Raw genomic sequence first — 15654 nt, 5'->3', positions numbered from 1 at the left:
ACGTCCAGCTAACCTAACTTTCTTGCGAAGGTTTAGCAACCAGCGAAACGTGGACGAAATGGAGGCGCCGCCGGACGAGAATCCGGCGGCCTTCGGCGTTCAAAGCGGCGCTGAAGCGACTTAGGCGCGCTTCGGCTCGAGGTCGACCGACCACAGGGCCGCATCGGCCGTGTCCATCAGCGTCACGGTCATCACGCGGGTGTCGGCGGCGATCTTTACATGGCCGAAGAACTGCAGGCCGGCCGAAGGCGGCAGGTTCTGCGGACCATCCGCCGGGGGCGCCTTCACGAATTTCAACTCGGGTCCGAACGTCGTGTCGAGGTCGCCAGGGCCAAAGGTGCCGGCATGGATCGGGCCGGAGACGAATTCCCAGAAGGGATCGAAGTCCTGGAATGCCGCCTTGTCGGGATTGTAATAGTGCGCCGCCGTATAGTGGACGTCGGCCGTCAGCCAGACCGTGTTGCGGATGCCGGCCGCCTTGATGAAGCGCAGCAGATCGGCGAATTCCAGTTCGCGTCCGAGCGGCTTGCCTTCCTTATTGTTCGAGACGGCCTCGAAGCCCTTCTTGTCCTTTGCATTGTCCCAGACGACGATCGACAGCGGCATGTCGGCGGCGATCACCTTCCAGGTCGCCTTCGAGGCGAGGAGTTCCCGCTTCAGCCAGGCGAGTTGTTCGGCGCCGAGGAAGGCGGCAACGCCGCCCTCGACCGGCTCCAGATTGTCACCGTTCGGGCCGCGATAGGTGCGCATGTCCAGCATGAAGACATCGAGCAGCGGGCCATAGGCGATCTTGCGGTAGACACGCTGCGGCTCAGCGAGTGTCGTCGCGATCGGCATCCACTCGTGGAAGGCCTTGGCGGCACGCGCGGACAGAACATGGATGTTCTTCTCGGTGTAGGCGTCACCGAGAACCTTGGAGTCCGACCAGTTGTTCGTAACTTCGTGATCATCCCACTGGGTGAACACGGGCACGGCCGCATACATGGCGCGGACGTTCTCATCCATGAAGTTGTACTTGTACTGGCCTCGGAATTCGTCGAGCGTCTCGGCGACCTTCGACTTCTCCGGCGTGGTGATGTTCTTCCACTTGGTGCCGTCGGGAAGGTCGACCTCGGCCTTGATGACGCCGTCCGAATAGACATTGTCGCCGGAGTGGATGAAGAAGTCCGGATCATGCTTCAGCATGGTCGCGTAGCCCTTCATGCCGCCGGCATCGGGATTGATGCCCCATCCCTGGCCGACCGTATCGCCGGACCAGACGAAGGAGACATCGCGCAGTCCCGCCGGGGCCGTGCGCAGATGCCCCGTGATCGGTTCGGCGACGACATTCGGGTCGGCGAGGTCGCTGAACAGCACGCGGTAGAAAATCTCCTGGTCGGAGGGCAGGCCCTCGGCCAGGATTTTCACGGCATAATCGTTGTCGGGCAGCGCAGTCAGCGTCGGCAGGCGCGTGGGATTGGCGAAGCTTTCGGTCGTCGACCATTCGAACACAGCGCGGGACGGGCGGTCGGTGCGCGACCACAGCACGGCACGGTTGGCCGTGACGTCGCCGGACTGGACGCCATGTGTGACGACCGGACGGTCAGCGGCGCGGCTGATGCCGGGCAGCGCGAGCGAGCCGCCAACGGCCAGAAGGCCGGTCGCGGCGGAGGAGCGCAGGAAGGTGCGGCGTGAGATGCGATTTTCGGTGAGGCGAAGAGCCATGGGGAGCCATCCGTTGATTTAGGATGGCTCCAAACTAGGCCCCGCGGATGACACGCGCCCTTAGGGCGCGTGACGGTTCGATGAAGTCGGCTCAGCCGCCGAGCTTGTCGCGGGCCGCGAGCGTCCGCAGCCGCAGCGCGTTCAGCTTGATGAAGCCGGCCGCATCCTTCTGGTCATAGGCGCCGCGATCATCCTCGAAGGTGACGAGGGCGTCGGAATAGAGCGATTTCGGCGAGGCGCGGCCGACGACGATGACGTTGCCCTTGTAGAGCTTCAGCCGGACCGTGCCCTCGACATGCTCCTGGCTCTTGTCGATCAGCGCCTGCAGCATCTCGCGCTCGGGAGAGAACCAGAAACCGTAATAGATCAGCTCCGCATAGCGGGGCATGATCGAATCCTTCAGATGCGCCGCCTCGCGGTCGAGCGTCAGGCTTTCCATCGCCCGGTGCGCCGCCAGAAGGATCGTGCCGCCCGGCGTCTCGTAGATGCCGCGCGACTTCATGCCGACGAAGCGGTTCTCGACCAGATCCAGCCGGCCGATGCCATTGTCGTGGCCGAACTCGTTCAGCTTGGTCAGCAGGGAAGCCGGAGAGAGATGGACGCCGTCAACCGAGACGGGGTCACCCTTCTCGAAACCGATCTCGATATAGGTCGCCTTGTCGGGAGCGTCTTCCGGCGCGATCGTGCGCATGAAGACATAGGGCGGCGGCTCCTGCGAGGGGTCTTCCAGCACCTTCCCCTCGGACGAGGAGTGCAGCAGGTTGGCGTCGACGGAGAATGGCGCCTCGCCGCGCTTATCCTTCGCCACCGGGATCTGGTTCTGCTCGGCGAAATCGATCAGGTCGGTGCGCGACTTGAAGTCCCAGATGCGCCAGGGCGCGATCACCTTGATATTCGGATCGAGCGCATAGGCCGAGAGCTCGTAGCGAACCTGGTCGTTGCCCTTGCCGGTCGAGCCATGCGCGACGGCATCGGCGCCGACTTCATGGGCGATCTCGATCAGGCGCTTGGCGATCAGCGGCCGGGCAATCGAGGTGCCGAGCAGATAGGTGCCTTCATAGAGCGTATTGGCGCGGAACATTGGGAACACGAAGTCGCGTACGAATTCCTCGCGCAGATCGTCGATATAGATCTGCTTGACGCCCATCATCTCGGCCTTCTTGCGGGCCGGCTCGAGTTCCTCGCCCTGGCCGAGATCGGCCGTGAAGGTGATGACCTCCGCCTGATATTGCTGCTGAAGCCATTTGAGGATGATCGAGGTGTCGAGCCCGCCGGAATAGGCGAGGACGATCTTCTTGATGTCGGACATGGAACGGGCCGCTTTCGGAGGTTTCAGGCTGGCCGGCTTATAATATGCCGTCATCCGGCCGGCAACTCAGCGAAATCGCGCGCGCAGCCGCCTTCCGGCCCCGCCGAGCCATGTCTCCACCGCCGCGTCGATCCGTGCGCCGAGCGGGCTTGTCACGATCAGCCGGTAAAGCACCCATTGAATCAGCAGCGTCAGGCCCCAGGCGACCAGGACATCGGAGGCGAAATGGCCGCCGAAGGCCAGGCGGTTGACCGAGAGGGCAAGCGCGACGAGGCCGATCAGGATCCCGATCGGCAGTCTCAAGGGCTTCGGAAGCAGAAAGACCAATCCCATCAACCACATGGACGATGACCCCTCACCGGAGACGAAGGAGCAGTTGGACGCGCAATAATCCGAGAATCGCCAGGCTGGAACGAAGGGTGACGGCCCGCCGAAGATGTCGATGGCGATCGGGCGCGGCCGGCCCGACAGGCTCTTGAACAGGCCGTTGACGACGAGGCCGGGGCCCAGCGCCAGGCTCGTCAGCAGGAAAACGCCGGAGCGCGGCCGGATCGCGATCGGCCTTTCCGGCCAGACCAGCTTGCCGAGCATGCTGGCGGCGAGCACGACGAGGATCAGGATGATGAGCTGGTCGCCGAGCGCGCGCAGCCGAATGAGGCTTTCGACATTTTTCGCCGGGAAGCCGCCATTGGCGAAAAACAGGCGGGCGATGGCGAGGTCGAGCGAGGGCCAGATTACGAACAGCGCCGAGACGGCGACGAGATAGACGATGACCAGCACGACCGGGTCGTTCCAGGCGACCGTTTCGCGCCCGCCCTTCACCGCCCGCCACGCCGCGTTCCAGCCCGCCGATGCCAGGCGGCCGGATGCCGTCTCGTCATGCCGTCCTTCGGCCATCGCCGCTCCTTCGCCCCGGCACAGGCGGTAATCGCTCCGCCGCCGGTGCGCAAGTCGCAGTCTGGAGAAGAGCCGCGTTTCAGAGCGAGCGGTTGATCGAGATCGTCACGGTCTGCGTCGTGACGCCGCCCGAGAAATTGCCGCTCAATATGCCGGCGTCGTCGAAGCCGGCCGCCGAAGTCGAGAACGGGCTGGAGAAGTCGCCCTCGCTCTTCTGCGTGAAATTGACGGCATAGCTCGCGTCGAGGAACCAGTCGCGATTGATGAAATAGGTACCGCCGACCGTCAGCGTCCCGCCGAGAACCCAGTCGGAACTCGAATAATTCGCTGCCGGGCCGGTGATATCGTAATGCGAGCCGTTAATGTCGGCGAAGCCGTAGACGCCGTTCATGTTGGTCTCGGTCTGCGAGATCGACGGGCCGGCGCCGGCATAGAGGAAGCCCCAGCCGAAGGACCGGCCGATGAAGGGGGTCAGCGCGATCTGCTGGTTGATTTTCGTCTCATAGGAGCGGACGACGACATTGCCGGTGAAGGAGGCCGGGCTCGGGCCGGTGAAGGAGCCGGCCTGCGGCACGGCGACATTATCGGCCGTCGAGACGGCGCCGAGATAGCTATAGGCGAGCTTGCCGCCCCAGAGCCAATCCGTACCCGTGAACTTCTGGAAATAGCCCAGCTGCGCCATGGGCGTCAGCGTGGTGTCCGAGCCGGAGCTGGGATAGGTCGTCCCGCCGGCCGAGCCATAGGCATAGGGAACGCCGCCCTGCGAGATGACCGAGACGCCCTGCGCATAGAGGCTCTGGTCGGAGAAATCGGAATAGCCGACGCCGAGGCCGAGGCCGCCGAAGAAGGCATGGTCCGGCACCAGCGAGGCCGGGGCCACGACCGGTCCGACGGGCGCGGTGACCGGCGATATGTCCGCCGCCTGCGCTTGCGCGCTGGCGAGCACGCCGATGGCAAACCATCCGGCGAGCGCCGGGCTCGATATCGATTTCATGGAGTCCCCCCATTTCCGGCGAAAATGCCGCTTTTGGCTCCGCCGGTTGGCACCAAAGCCCCCGTGGGGCTGAAGGTGCCGATCCCGGCGCGCTTGTCTGGCGCGTTCGAATCAACGGCTGCGTGGCAGCCATGGCCAAGTATGAGTCCAGCGGAAGACCGCGCAACGCGCTTCGGCAGGCCGGCTGACATGGAGGGCCCTCGTGACAAATGCGCCGCACCGATCATGCCGCGTTGCAATATGCCGCTGTGTCCGGCGCGGGCGGATGGGGCGGGCGCTTGCCATTCGGGCCCTCTGCCGGCTATCTGCTGCCTTAAATGCGCCTTGCGGTCATATGCAGTAATATCTCGTTGTCGATCCGCAGCCTTGAGGAAAGTCCGCCACCATGATCACGAACGGTCGGAAAGCCGATGCCGGCACGATGGACCCGCTCGCTCCCGGCTCCCGCCGGGCCGGAGTTCCGAGCCGCCGCGCCTTCCTGATCGGCGCCGGCGCGAGCCTTGGTGCGCTCAGCCTCGCCGGCTGCGTCGGTGGCATGAGCTATGCCGAGGCGCAGAAGGTCTACGGACCCGTGGCGGACCCGAAGTTCCCGATTCCCGCCGTCAATCTCGCCAAGCTCGATGCGAAATATTATCGTCGGACGGTGAAATACGAGACCAAGGAAGCGGCTGGAACGATCATCATCGATCCCAAGAACCACTATGTCTACCGGATCGAGGGCAATGGCATGGCGACCCGCTATGGCGCCAATGTCGGCCGCGACGGCTTCCGCTGGAACGGCGACGTCTATGTCGGCCGCAAGGGCGAATGGGCGACCTGGACGCCGCCCAAGGAGATGATCGCGCGCCAGCCCGAGGCGGCCAAATACGCCGCCGGCATGCCCGGCGGCCTCGACAACCCGCTCGGCGCCCGCACGCTCTATCTCTACCAGGACAACGTCTACACGCTCTACACCATCTACGCGACGAGCCACCCGGACTCGATCGGCAAGGGCGTGACCAGCGGCTGCACCGGCCTCCTCAGCCAGGACATGATCGACCTCTATGACAAGACGCCGGTCGGCACGAAGGTGGTGATGCTGCCGAGCTAGCGCGTCGCGCAGCTCAGGCTCCCCGTACCCGCCCCTTGAGGGAGGGCCAAAACCGCGCAGCGGTTTTGGGGAGGGGTCGCTCCGCCCAGAAGAAAAGCACGCTTCGGCTTTGCCGAAGCTAGCCCCTCCCCGAAAGTGCCTTGCACTTTCGGCCCTCCCGCAAGGGGAGGGCTCAAAGGGAGGTCGGCACGACGCCAATCTCTGCCGCCCTTGTTGCTCCGCGAGACAACGCCCTTCTTCTCCCTCTCCCGCCTGCGGGGGAGGGCCGGGGAGGGGGCCAACCGTCGTGCCCTCGGGGATTGGCCGGCACGGGTTTGCAGCCATTTCCTGAAACATCACGGCGGAAACCCCCTCCCTTTCCCTCCCCCGCTTCACGGGAGAGGGGACGGCCAAGGCTGCGGTCCTTCTTCTCCCTCCCCCTTGTGGGGAGGGTCGGGGAGGGGGTACCGCAAAATCGCTGGTCGTTGTGCCGACTGGGGTTGTGACGTTCCGGACGGACGGAGCCGGTACCCCCTCCCTAGCCCTCCCCGCAAGGGGGAGGGGACCCGCTTAGCGCCTTGTGTCTCAGGATGCCGCAGTAGGGGGCTTTGGCTCGCCCAACGTCTCGTACCACCTTCCACGAATTGCTTGCTGTGCTTCGCCCGCCTCGGCGCTGCAAAGCAAGACGTGAATGGCCGCAACAAATGCGACCATGACGCGCTTAGCGCACTTTCCATGTTATTTCTGAGGTAAAAAGATCTTGTACGAGTTGGCGTTTAGTATTCCCATTTGCAGGGTATATCCCGTGGAGTAGACATTCGCCCTCAAAATCCGGTCAAGACGGGAGTGGGATCATATGCCCAAAGAATTCGATAGCGATGGATTCCTAGCGACTACCAATCCTGTATTGAAACAGCCAATCGCGGAAATATATCATGTTCCGTTGGGGTTGGCTCGGCGCATAAATCGAGATCTTCATGATATGCTCTTCAAGGCCGATGTCCGGAATCGTGACGACGAGGCAATCATACTTGTGACTCTATTTCTCAGGGCTTTAGAGCACTACCAAGGCGTCGTCATCTTACTCGAGAATGGAGTTGTGCCATCAGCACGTGTTACTGTTCGCGCGCTGATGGAGACAACGTTTCGGCTACGCGCAATCGTTGGAGTTGCGGATCTATATAAGAAATTTATCTTGGAAGACATGCTATACCGACGCGAGATAGCCAACAAAATAAGAAACAACAGCTATGATTTTCTACGAGATGCCCAAAATGCGATAACTGATGAGGCGTTTGAGCGACTCAAAAACGATATAAAGCGATTGAATCCAAAGAAATTCCATATCGAGGAGCTCAGTCGTCTTGCCGGCATGCATGAATGGTATGTTGGCGTGTATTCACTTCTGAGCAAAGCAGTGCACACCCAAATTAGAGAGTTGGAAGAATATGTAGAAATTGACGAAAATGGTCAAATAAAAGAGCTTAGGTACGCCCCCCAACTGCAGGAGATTTCAAATCTAGTTCTTACGGCATCTGAGCTGATTTTGTCTGCCGCCTTTGCCTTCGAGGAACGATTCCAAACGGGCTTCGCTCCTAAGTTGGAGGACCATAGGAAAAACTTGACTGCCGCCTTCGAGAGCCATGGGGCGACAGAAGTCGAAGCCAGAAATGATCCTTAGCCCCCTCCTCTCCTACGCCCCCCACCGCCTCTCCACATACTCCCCGACCAACCGCCGGAACTCCTCCGCGATCCCCGCACCCTTCAGCGTCACTGCCTTCTTGCCATCGATGAACACCGGCGCTGACGGCGTCTCGCCCGTTCCCGGCAGCGAGATGCCGATATCGGCGTGCTTCGACTCTCCCGGGCCGTTGACGATGCAGCCCATGACCGCGACTTTCAGCGCTTCGACGCCGGGGTAGCGTTCGCGCCAGACGGGCATGGCGTCGCGGAGGTCGCTTTCGATCGTCTTGGCCAGTTCCTGGAACACGGTCGAGGTGGTGCGGCCGCAGCCGGGGCAGGCGGCGACGACGGGGAGAAAGGCGCGGAAGCCCATGGTCTGCAGCAGTTCCTGCGCCACCTGGACCTCGCGCGTGCGGTCGCCATTCGGCTCGGGCGTCAGCGAGACGCGGATCGTGTCGCCGATGCCCTCCTGCAGCAGGATGCCCATGGCGGCGGAAGAGGCGACGATGCCCTTCGAGCCCATGCCCGCCTCGGTGAGGCCGAGATGCAGCGCGTGGTTGGAGCGGCGCGAGAGGTCGCGATAGACGGCGATCAGATCCTGCACGCCGGAAACCTTGGCCGAGAGGATGATCTTCTCGCGGGCGAGGCCGATCTTCTCGGCGAGCGCGGCGGAGAGGAGGGCCGACTGGCAGATCGCCTCGCGCATAACGGCATTGGCGGTGAGCGGCGCGGCGTTTGTCGCGTTGGCGTCCATCAGCCGGGTCAGCAAATCCTGATCGAGCGAGCCCCAGTTGACGCCGATGCGCACCGGCTTGTCGTAGCGGATGGCGAGTTCGATCAGCGTCGCGAACTGGCGGTCGCGCTTCTCGCCGAAGCCGACATTGCCGGGATTGATGCGGTATTTGTCGAGCGCCTGCGCGCAGTCCGGGTGATCGGTCAGCAGCTTGTGGCCGATATAGTGGAAATCGCCGATCAGCGGCACGTCGAGGCCGCGCTTCAGCAATTTCTCCTTGATGATCGGCACGGCGGCGGCGCTCTCATCGCGGTCGACCGTGATGCGCACCAGTTCCGAGCCTGCGAGCGCCAGCGCTGCCACCTGCTTCACCGTGGACTCGATATCGGCCGTGTCGGTATTGGTCATCGACTGGACGACAACCGGCGCGTCGCCGCCGACCCGCACCTTGCCGACCTTGACCGCGACGGCATGGCGGCGGGGCAGGGGGCCGGCGGGGAATTCGGCGGCGAGGGGCAAGGACATCTCGTTCATGGGGCGCTCATGCGGAAGAGGCGGGGATAGCGGCGCATCATTCCGCCCGGCAGCGGGCGCAGAGGCCGCGGATTTCGATGACGGGGGCGCGCGGGGCGAAGCCGGCGGCGGTGGTGACGGCGCCAAGCGCTTCGGCGAGCGCGGCGGAGGAGGCTTCGGCGGCGGCGCCGCATTGTTCGCAGAGCAGGAAGACGGTGGCCGTGCCGATGCCGGCGCGCTCGTGCCGCGCCTCGCCGCGCGAGCAGGCGATATAGGCGTTGCGGCTCTCGATGCGGTGGGCGAAGCCGTGCTCGACGAGGAATTCGAGCGCGCGATAGACGCTGATCGGCGCCGGGCGCGGACCGGAAACGGCCAGGCGGTCGATCACGTCATAGGCGCTGGCGGGCACATGGCTTTCGGCGAGCGCGGCGAGCACCTTGCGGCGCTGGTCGGTGAAGCGCAGCCCCTCCGCCGCCGAGACAGCCTCGGCCCGCGCGATCGCGCCCTCGGCGCAATGGTCGTGGTCGTGGTCGCTATGCTCGAGGACGCCGTGGTGATGCGCTTCGTCCTGTGTCCGTTCCATGCGAGGTTCCATGGCCTTCATCGTCCGGTTATCGCGCCGCGGGGCAGCGGGCCGGCCGCCTGCTGCCGCCTTCTACCATGGATCGCGCGGGCGTTGGACCCTGCGGCGTGTGGGCGCTGCTCATTCCCGATCCTCTTGCGCTGCAATATATAGGGATAGCGCCCCGCTTCTCATACCCTTGTTCATCGGAGACGAATTCCCATGTCGAACAGCGGCCATCTCGCCGGCAAGACCGCGCTGGTCACCGGTTCCACCTCGGGCATCGGCCTCGCCATCGCGACCGCGCTGGCCGGCGCGGGCGCCAACGTGATCTTGAACGGCTTCGGCGATGCCGGCCAGATCGAGGCGATCCGCGCCAAGCTCGCCAGCGAAAACGGCGTGGAAGCGCGCTATTTCGGCGCCGACATGACGAAGGAGACCGATATCGCGGCGATGATATCGGCGGTCGAGGCCGAGTTCGGCGCGATCGACGTGCTGGTCAACAATGCCGGCGTGCAGCATGTGGCGCCGATCGACGAGTTCCCGGTCGACAAATGGAATTTGATCCTCGCGCTCAACCTCTCGGCCGCGTTCCACGCCATCCGCCTGGCGCTGCCGGCGATGAAGAAGAAGGGCTGGGGCCGGATCATCTCGACGGCTTCCGCGCATGCGCTCGTCGCCTCGCCCTATAAGGTCGCCTATGTCGCGGCCAAGCACGGCATTGCCGGCCTCACCAAGACGGTGGCGCTGGAGGTCGCTCAAGCCGGCATCACCGTGAACGCGATCTGCCCGGGCTATGTCTGGACGCCGCTGGTCGAGAAGCAGATCCCCGATACGATGAAGGCGCGCGGCATGACGGAAGAGCAGGTCAAGAAGGATGTTCTCCTCGCCGCCCAGCCGACCAAGGAGTTCGTCACGACGGAGGAGATCGCCGGCCTCGCGCTTTTCCTCACCACCGACGCGGCGAGGAACATCACGGGCGCGCTGCAGGTGATCGATGGCGGCTGGACGGCGGCATGAAGATGCCCCGCCTCTTCGCCGAACCGAAGGCGAAGGCTCCGGCGAAGGCCTCCAAGCCCCGAATCGTCAATCTCGCGCTGCAGGGCGGCGGCGCGCATGGCGCTTTCACCTGGGGCGTGATCGACCATCTGCTGGAAGACGGGCGGCTTGATTTCGAGGCGGTCTCGGGCACCAGCGCGGGCGCGCTCAACGCCGTCGTGCTTGCCGATGGGCTCAGTCGCGGCGGGTCGGCCGAGGCGCGGGCGCGGCTGGAGGCGTTCTGGACGGGGGTCAGCCGCGCCGGCACGATCGGCGGCGCGCGCGATCTGGTGCAGAGCTGGATGTCGTTCTGGAGCGTGCCGACCTTCCGCCCGTCGCAATGGTTCGACATGATGTCGAACCTGGGATCGCCTTACGGTTTCAATCCGCACAACATCAATCCGCTGCGCGATCTCGTCGAGGGGCTGGTCGATTTCGAGCGCGTGCGCAAGGCGGCGCGGCCGAAGCTGTTCATCTCGGCGACGAATGTCCGCAACGGCAAGATCAAGGTCTTCACCGATGGCGAGGTCACGGCCGACGCGGTTATGGCGTCCGCCTGCCTGCCCTATCTGTTCCAGACCGTGATCGTCGATGGCGAGCCCTATTGGGATGGCGGTTTCATGGGCAATCCGGCGCTCTTCCCCTTCTTCACCGAGACGAAGGCGGAAGACATCCTGTTGGTGCAGATCAACCCGATCGAGCGCAACGCGGTGCCGACGGGCACCAAGGAGATCCTGGAGCGGATGAGCGAGATCACCTTCAACGCCTCGCTCTTACGCGAATTCCGCGCCATCGACTTCGTCAACCGCATGCTGGATGAGGGAAGGCTCGATTCGAAGCGCTACCGCAAGAACCGCGTCCACCGCATCGATGGCGGCCAGGCGCTGGAGCGCTTCTCGGCCTCCAGCAAGTTCGACACCTCGCTCTCCTTCTTCGAGCAATTGCGCGATGCCGGGCGCGAGGCTGCGCGCGACTGGCTGAACGCGCATTTCGCCGATGTCGGCGTCCGCGGTACCGTCGACCTGCGCTCGCAATTCTCCTGAAAGGACGCCTCATGCCGAAACTTCAAGGGCGCCGCGCCGCCATCACCGGGGCGGCGAGCGGCATCGGCCGCGGCATCGCCATGGCCTTCGCCGCGGAGGGAGCCCGCGTCGCCGTCCTCGACCGCGATGGCGTTGCCGCCGAGCGCGTCGCGGCCGAGATCATCGCGGCGGGCGGCGAGGCGATCGCGCTCTCCTGCGACGTCGCCGACGAGGCCTCGGTCGAGGCCGCTTTCGCCGAACTGCGCGCGGCCTTCGGCGCGGCCGATATCCTGGTCAACAATGCCGGCGTGCTGCGCGATGTGCCGTTCGAGGATATGACGATCGCCGAATGGGACCGCGTCATGGGCGTCAATCTGCGCGGCGCGTTCCTCTGCACCCGCCAGGTCGTCCCCGCCATGAAGGCGCAAGGCTGGGGCCGCATCCTCAACACCGCCTCGCAATTGGCCCATAAAGGCGCGGCGGAACTGACCCATTACGTCGCCTCCAAGGCCGGCCTAATCGGCTTCACCAGGGCGCTCGCCCATGAACTCGCCCGCGACGGCATCACGGTCAACGCCATCGCCCCCGGCATCATCGAAACGGCGATGAGCGCCAATGTCCCGCCGGAGGTAAAGGCGCGCGTCGCCGAGAAACTTCCCATCGGGCGGTTTGGCCGTGTCGACGAGATCACGGGCGCGGCGGTACTGCTGGCCTCGGACGAGGGGAGTTATTTCGTGGGCGCGACGGTGGATGTGAATGGCGGGGATGTGATGTGAGGGGGCGGTGACGAGCTTTCGCCCAAAGCGGCATTAACCCACACGTCGTTGCGGACTACCGCTTAGCGCCCTCATTGTGGTCGTTCGCGACTTTTGGATTGAACATCCGCCCTTGGCCCTTTCCGAACAACGCACCCAAACACCCCACGGTCGAGCTTGCCCAAAATCGAGGGCAACAAACGCGAGTGCAGCGAAGCCGCGCGCCCTAGTGCAAGGCAGAATACAACAGTTTCGAAATCTTCTCGTCAGCCAGGTACTGCCCGATCGAATGCGGATCGACGCCATCGACCATGGTGGTATGGATGTTGACGACATTGTCGAAGCCAAAGGTCTTCTTCGTGATCTCAGTGTCGAGGGGTACGAAGTCATCGTCGCGAAGACCATTGGTCCAAGCGCCTACGGGGGGCTTTGGAAAGGCGGCCAAAGGCGGTGTGACCCTGTCCATAATACCGATCGCCAGGGGCGAGCCGAGCGTCAGGAAAAGAGGCACATTGCGGTTCGTGTTGCCGTATCTTGGGTCCACGAGCAGGTTATAGGCAACAACCGTTCCCAACGAGTGGGATATGACGATCGTAGGGTCCACTTTGTCGGTAAAAATCTGCTTGTTCACCGTCATGTGGATTTTGCGCCTGACGCCTTCGTTATCGATATAGGTCGTTGCCTGCTTCAGAAAGAGCGCGGCGATCCCCTTACCCTTGGAAATCAGAATATTGGAAAGAGCACTCGCCATGCGCACGAGTGCAGCCCTGGCAGGGCCCATCTGCTGAACTTCTTGGGGCCCGAAGGTCTTATCGGCCTCGGCGGCCAATTCGTCGTCGGTGACGCCAGCAGCTTCCTGGTAGATGCGCAGAAAATCTATGCCAACCCCGGTATAGGCCGCAGCACCGTCACCCATCTTTTGGTTGTCGGCCGTGATCTGGTTTGCCAGAATATCACCGTAGACCGCGACGTCGATAGTGGGCTGGGCCTTTACCTCCAAGCCAAGCGCTTGCCAGCCGCGTAATACACCGCCCCACCACTCGTCTCGGATTTCATCCGCCGTCCGGCCTTGATTGTTGATGCCGTGAACAAGAACTACTCTCATTTTCCCACTCCTATGGTGGTCAGAATCTCAAGGAAATCGTGGTAGCCGTTTGGTGAATCGAAAGCCGTGATCGGCGAATTGGTCAGCCACCGTTCGAGCGCCCCTAACCTCGACAGCTCAGAGCGCGCGTTGGCAAGGTGGCTCCATCCAGCCCGGAAAACCGGCAGTAAACCCGCGACGGGCGATTCCGCGTTGGCGCGCGCCGCGCGCCAAAGGTATTTGGGAGCGTCTCGGGCGTGGGGCGCTTCAGGGACGGCAGGGAGATCCACGGTAACTATCTCCCCTCGCAGAACCAACTCGGCGCCGGTCATCAGAGCGATATCGATGGGGATGGGTTGATAATGCTGTTGGTAAAAACCGGCAGTCCTGATCACGCTGTCAATGTCGCCAGCCGAAAAGTAATAATAGCTAGCCACAATACCAAAAACGGGATTGACGTGTTTCAACACACGGTAATTTTCCATTGTGGCTTGAAGGTCGGAAAGATTGAGAGTGCCTCCGATAAAACCTTTCAGAACGCGCATGGCATCATCGGATGACGCCCAGGAACTGTCAGAATTGATCTTGATATTCTCAGGCCACTGACGGGCATCATGCCAGCCGATTGCGTGGATGCCTCGCTGATGTATATCGCTCGGCACAGTAACGGCAGCCAGCCCGCAAATCGCTTCGTGATAGCTGGGTAGGACCGACCAGAGGTGATCGTCGATAGCAACGAGGGCGGAGGCTTTATACGGCTGGGGCTGCACGTTCGCAGGCATCGCGCGAGCCTCCGTAACCACCTCGATAGAGCCCGGGGAGTTGACGTCTTGTGCGCGCTTTAGGAAGTTCTCCCAAAAGTCGATGCGCCATTCCGAGTTAGTCTTGGCTCGGTAGGCCTCGCTCCGCTTGACGTCCGAATTTGGCGCAGGTTCTTTGGCAGCCTCAGTTGGACGGCCTTGCCAATCGTCCATGTTGCTTTTGCCGGTATCGTAACGATGGACTCGAAATTCAATATTACGGGATGGTCGCGAGTTAATGGCGATTTCGATTGAGCTGATATCGACAGATTTCGGCTGGGCCGAAACGGCGAACTTCCGGTAAATATTATTCGGCCAGCGAAGGCCGCTATTTGTGAAGGCATACTGTACCAAGCCACCGGCAGCTGACCGGCTATCGACTTCCCGTTCGAGGTAACTCCCTAGGCTTTGGCTCGAAACCAGCAACTCCCCGGCTTGGCTTAGTTGTTGATCGAATACACCGGCGGGCACGGGGACGTTCGTCAAGGCATCGGAAAGCGCGCCAGAAAATACAGGACGCCACCTACCGACGTCATCCCTCAAAACTAGAGCGCTTTGACCAGGGATAGCCGCGTAGAACGTGTCGGCAAGGCAAGGCGGCCAGACGGGCGCGGGGCCTGGTGGAAGAATTGCCGTCGCACCTAGTCCCGGGACAGCTAGCGTCTGGCAAGCATCGCCTAGGATGGAAATATTGTGGACGCCATAGGTCTTCAGCGCTCGCTTAAATTCCTCTACGCCCAGCAACCCCAAAAACCCATCTGCGCCGGGAGACAGCACCCAAGTCACCTGGCCCCAGATGTTGAATCCGTGTCCGCAGAAGTAGACGATAACGCGGTTGCGTCCCTTTAGGGCGGTGTCCGGCAGCGCAGCCTGTATCGCTGGTGCGTCAACATCTGCGATGGAATCGAGAAGAGGGACTACGTCAAAGCGCGAGTCCTCACCCCAGCGAAGGACGCTTTGGCAGGCCTCGGCAACCCCGTTCAGTGGCGCGAGACCCTTTGGCTTCGCAACGCCAATGACAATAAGGAGATCGGTCATAACTCGCCCGCGGGCTGTAGATTCTATCCTATGACGATAGCATATTTTTTCTACAACCGCGCCATCTTGGCACGGGCGCGAGTTCATAGAGCCTTAGCTGCATTTCCGTCGACGTTGACCCGATTTTTAGTCTGGCCGTGATGAGTTGCGCTGGCAGAGTGTTTGTGTCCGCTTTCGGTCCGGCCTTCTAATCAAGGGTGAAATGTCCGGAATGGTGCGAACGGCTGCCCACTGCGCCATCACCAGGTTCTGCGCGCTGTCTTGCGCGAGTTGGCCAGATTATTTGAGGCCGTGGCTGGAGTCTTCGTCAGCGAGACAGCGAGGCCTATATCGAATAGGGCGGTGTCTTCGGTGATCGGGACGCCGTCGATGCCGACCGTGGTCGAGCGATTGGCGAAGGCCCGGGAGCCGGGGTCTGGCCGCCGAAGCATGCTGGCTGCCAGCCCAGCGTCC

At 62.7% G+C, this 15654-nt stretch carries 13 protein-coding genes; 5 read left to right on the top strand and 8 right to left on the bottom strand.

Annotated elements, in window-relative coordinates:
- Positions 1 to 120: 120 nt before the first annotated feature.
- The 4 genes from OSH05_RS23585 to OSH05_RS23570 all read right to left on the bottom strand — a co-directional run bounded on the left by OSH05_RS23585 (position 121) and on the right by OSH05_RS23570 (position 4904).
- Positions 121 to 1704: an alkaline phosphatase D family protein gene (locus OSH05_RS23585; RefSeq protein WP_104220441.1), complete on the bottom strand. Its 1584-nt coding sequence runs from the start codon at positions 1702 to 1704 to the stop codon at positions 121 to 123.
- A gap of 91 nt (positions 1705 to 1795) precedes the next feature.
- Complete coding sequence (locus OSH05_RS23580; RefSeq protein ID WP_407660466.1) at positions 1796 to 3067, bottom strand: argininosuccinate synthase; 1272 nt, start codon at positions 3065 to 3067, stop codon at positions 1796 to 1798.
- 12 nt (positions 3068 to 3079) lie between these two features.
- Positions 3080 to 3910 (bottom strand): phosphatase PAP2 family protein, encoded by an 831-nt coding sequence (locus OSH05_RS23575; protein ID WP_104220443.1) that lies wholly within the window; start codon positions 3908 to 3910, stop codon positions 3080 to 3082.
- Positions 3911 to 3989: 79 nt separating this feature from the next.
- Entirely contained in the window at positions 3990 to 4904 is a 915-nt protein-coding gene (locus tag OSH05_RS23570; RefSeq protein WP_104220444.1) for a hypothetical protein, read from the bottom strand.
- 385 nt (positions 4905 to 5289) lie between these two features.
- Here OSH05_RS23570 and OSH05_RS23565 point away from each other — a divergent pair, with 385 nt between their 5' ends.
- Both OSH05_RS23565 and OSH05_RS23560 read left to right on the top strand, forming a co-directional pair.
- Entirely contained in the window at positions 5290 to 5994 is a 705-nt protein-coding gene (locus OSH05_RS23565) for a L,D-transpeptidase (RefSeq protein ID WP_104220445.1), read from the top strand.
- Between the two features lie 835 nt (positions 5995 to 6829).
- Positions 6830 to 7654 carry a DUF5677 domain-containing protein gene (locus OSH05_RS23560; protein WP_104220446.1) on the top strand — a complete coding sequence of 275 codons (825 nt, stop codon included), beginning with the start codon at positions 6830 to 6832 and terminating at the stop codon, positions 7652 to 7654.
- A 12-nt stretch (positions 7655 to 7666) separates the two neighbouring features.
- Here the strand turns inward: OSH05_RS23560 and ispG are convergent, their stop codons facing one another.
- Both ispG and OSH05_RS23550 read right to left on the bottom strand, forming a co-directional pair.
- Complete coding sequence (gene ispG / locus OSH05_RS23555; RefSeq protein ID WP_104220521.1) at positions 7667 to 8914, bottom strand: flavodoxin-dependent (E)-4-hydroxy-3-methylbut-2-enyl-diphosphate synthase; 1248 nt, start codon at positions 8912 to 8914, stop codon at positions 7667 to 7669.
- Between the two features lie 46 nt (positions 8915 to 8960).
- Positions 8961 to 9485, bottom strand: coding sequence for a Fur family transcriptional regulator (locus tag OSH05_RS23550; RefSeq protein WP_104220447.1), 525 nt, complete (start codon positions 9483 to 9485; stop codon positions 8961 to 8963).
- Positions 9486 to 9686: 201 nt separating this feature from the next.
- Between OSH05_RS23550 and OSH05_RS23545 the strand changes: the two genes are divergently transcribed.
- The 3 genes from OSH05_RS23545 to OSH05_RS23535 are packed head-to-tail and all read left to right on the top strand — an operon-like array spanning position 9687 to position 12300.
- Positions 9687 to 10484 (top strand): 3-hydroxybutyrate dehydrogenase, encoded by a 798-nt coding sequence (locus OSH05_RS23545; RefSeq protein WP_104220448.1) that lies wholly within the window; start codon positions 9687 to 9689, stop codon positions 10482 to 10484.
- Complete coding sequence (locus OSH05_RS23540; RefSeq protein WP_323181491.1) at positions 10481 to 11545, top strand: patatin-like phospholipase family protein; 1065 nt, start codon at positions 10481 to 10483, stop codon at positions 11543 to 11545. The genes OSH05_RS23545 and OSH05_RS23540 overlap by 4 nt, the downstream gene beginning before the upstream one ends.
- An 11-nt stretch (positions 11546 to 11556) precedes the next feature.
- Positions 11557 to 12300 (top strand): SDR family NAD(P)-dependent oxidoreductase, encoded by a 744-nt coding sequence (locus OSH05_RS23535; RefSeq protein ID WP_104220449.1) that lies wholly within the window; start codon positions 11557 to 11559, stop codon positions 12298 to 12300.
- Between the two features lie 205 nt (positions 12301 to 12505).
- On the opposite strand, the gene OSH05_RS23530 is transcribed toward OSH05_RS23535, so the two are convergent.
- Together OSH05_RS23530 and OSH05_RS23525 are read right to left on the bottom strand one after the other, a co-directional pair.
- Positions 12506 to 13384 (bottom strand): hypothetical protein, encoded by an 879-nt coding sequence (locus OSH05_RS23530; RefSeq protein WP_104220450.1) that lies wholly within the window; start codon positions 13382 to 13384, stop codon positions 12506 to 12508.
- Positions 13381 to 15201, bottom strand: coding sequence for a hypothetical protein (locus OSH05_RS23525; RefSeq protein ID WP_104220451.1), 1821 nt, complete (start codon positions 15199 to 15201; stop codon positions 13381 to 13383). The genes OSH05_RS23530 and OSH05_RS23525 overlap by 4 nt, the downstream gene beginning before the upstream one ends.
- Positions 15202 to 15654: the final 453 nt, after the last annotated feature.

The organism is Kaistia algarum, assembly GCF_026343945.1.
In the GTDB taxonomy this organism is placed as follows: domain Bacteria; phylum Pseudomonadota; class Alphaproteobacteria; order Rhizobiales; family Kaistiaceae; genus Kaistia; species Kaistia algarum.
Note: the sequence above shows the minus strand (reverse complement) of the source record. Positions and strands in the feature narration are given on the sequence as shown.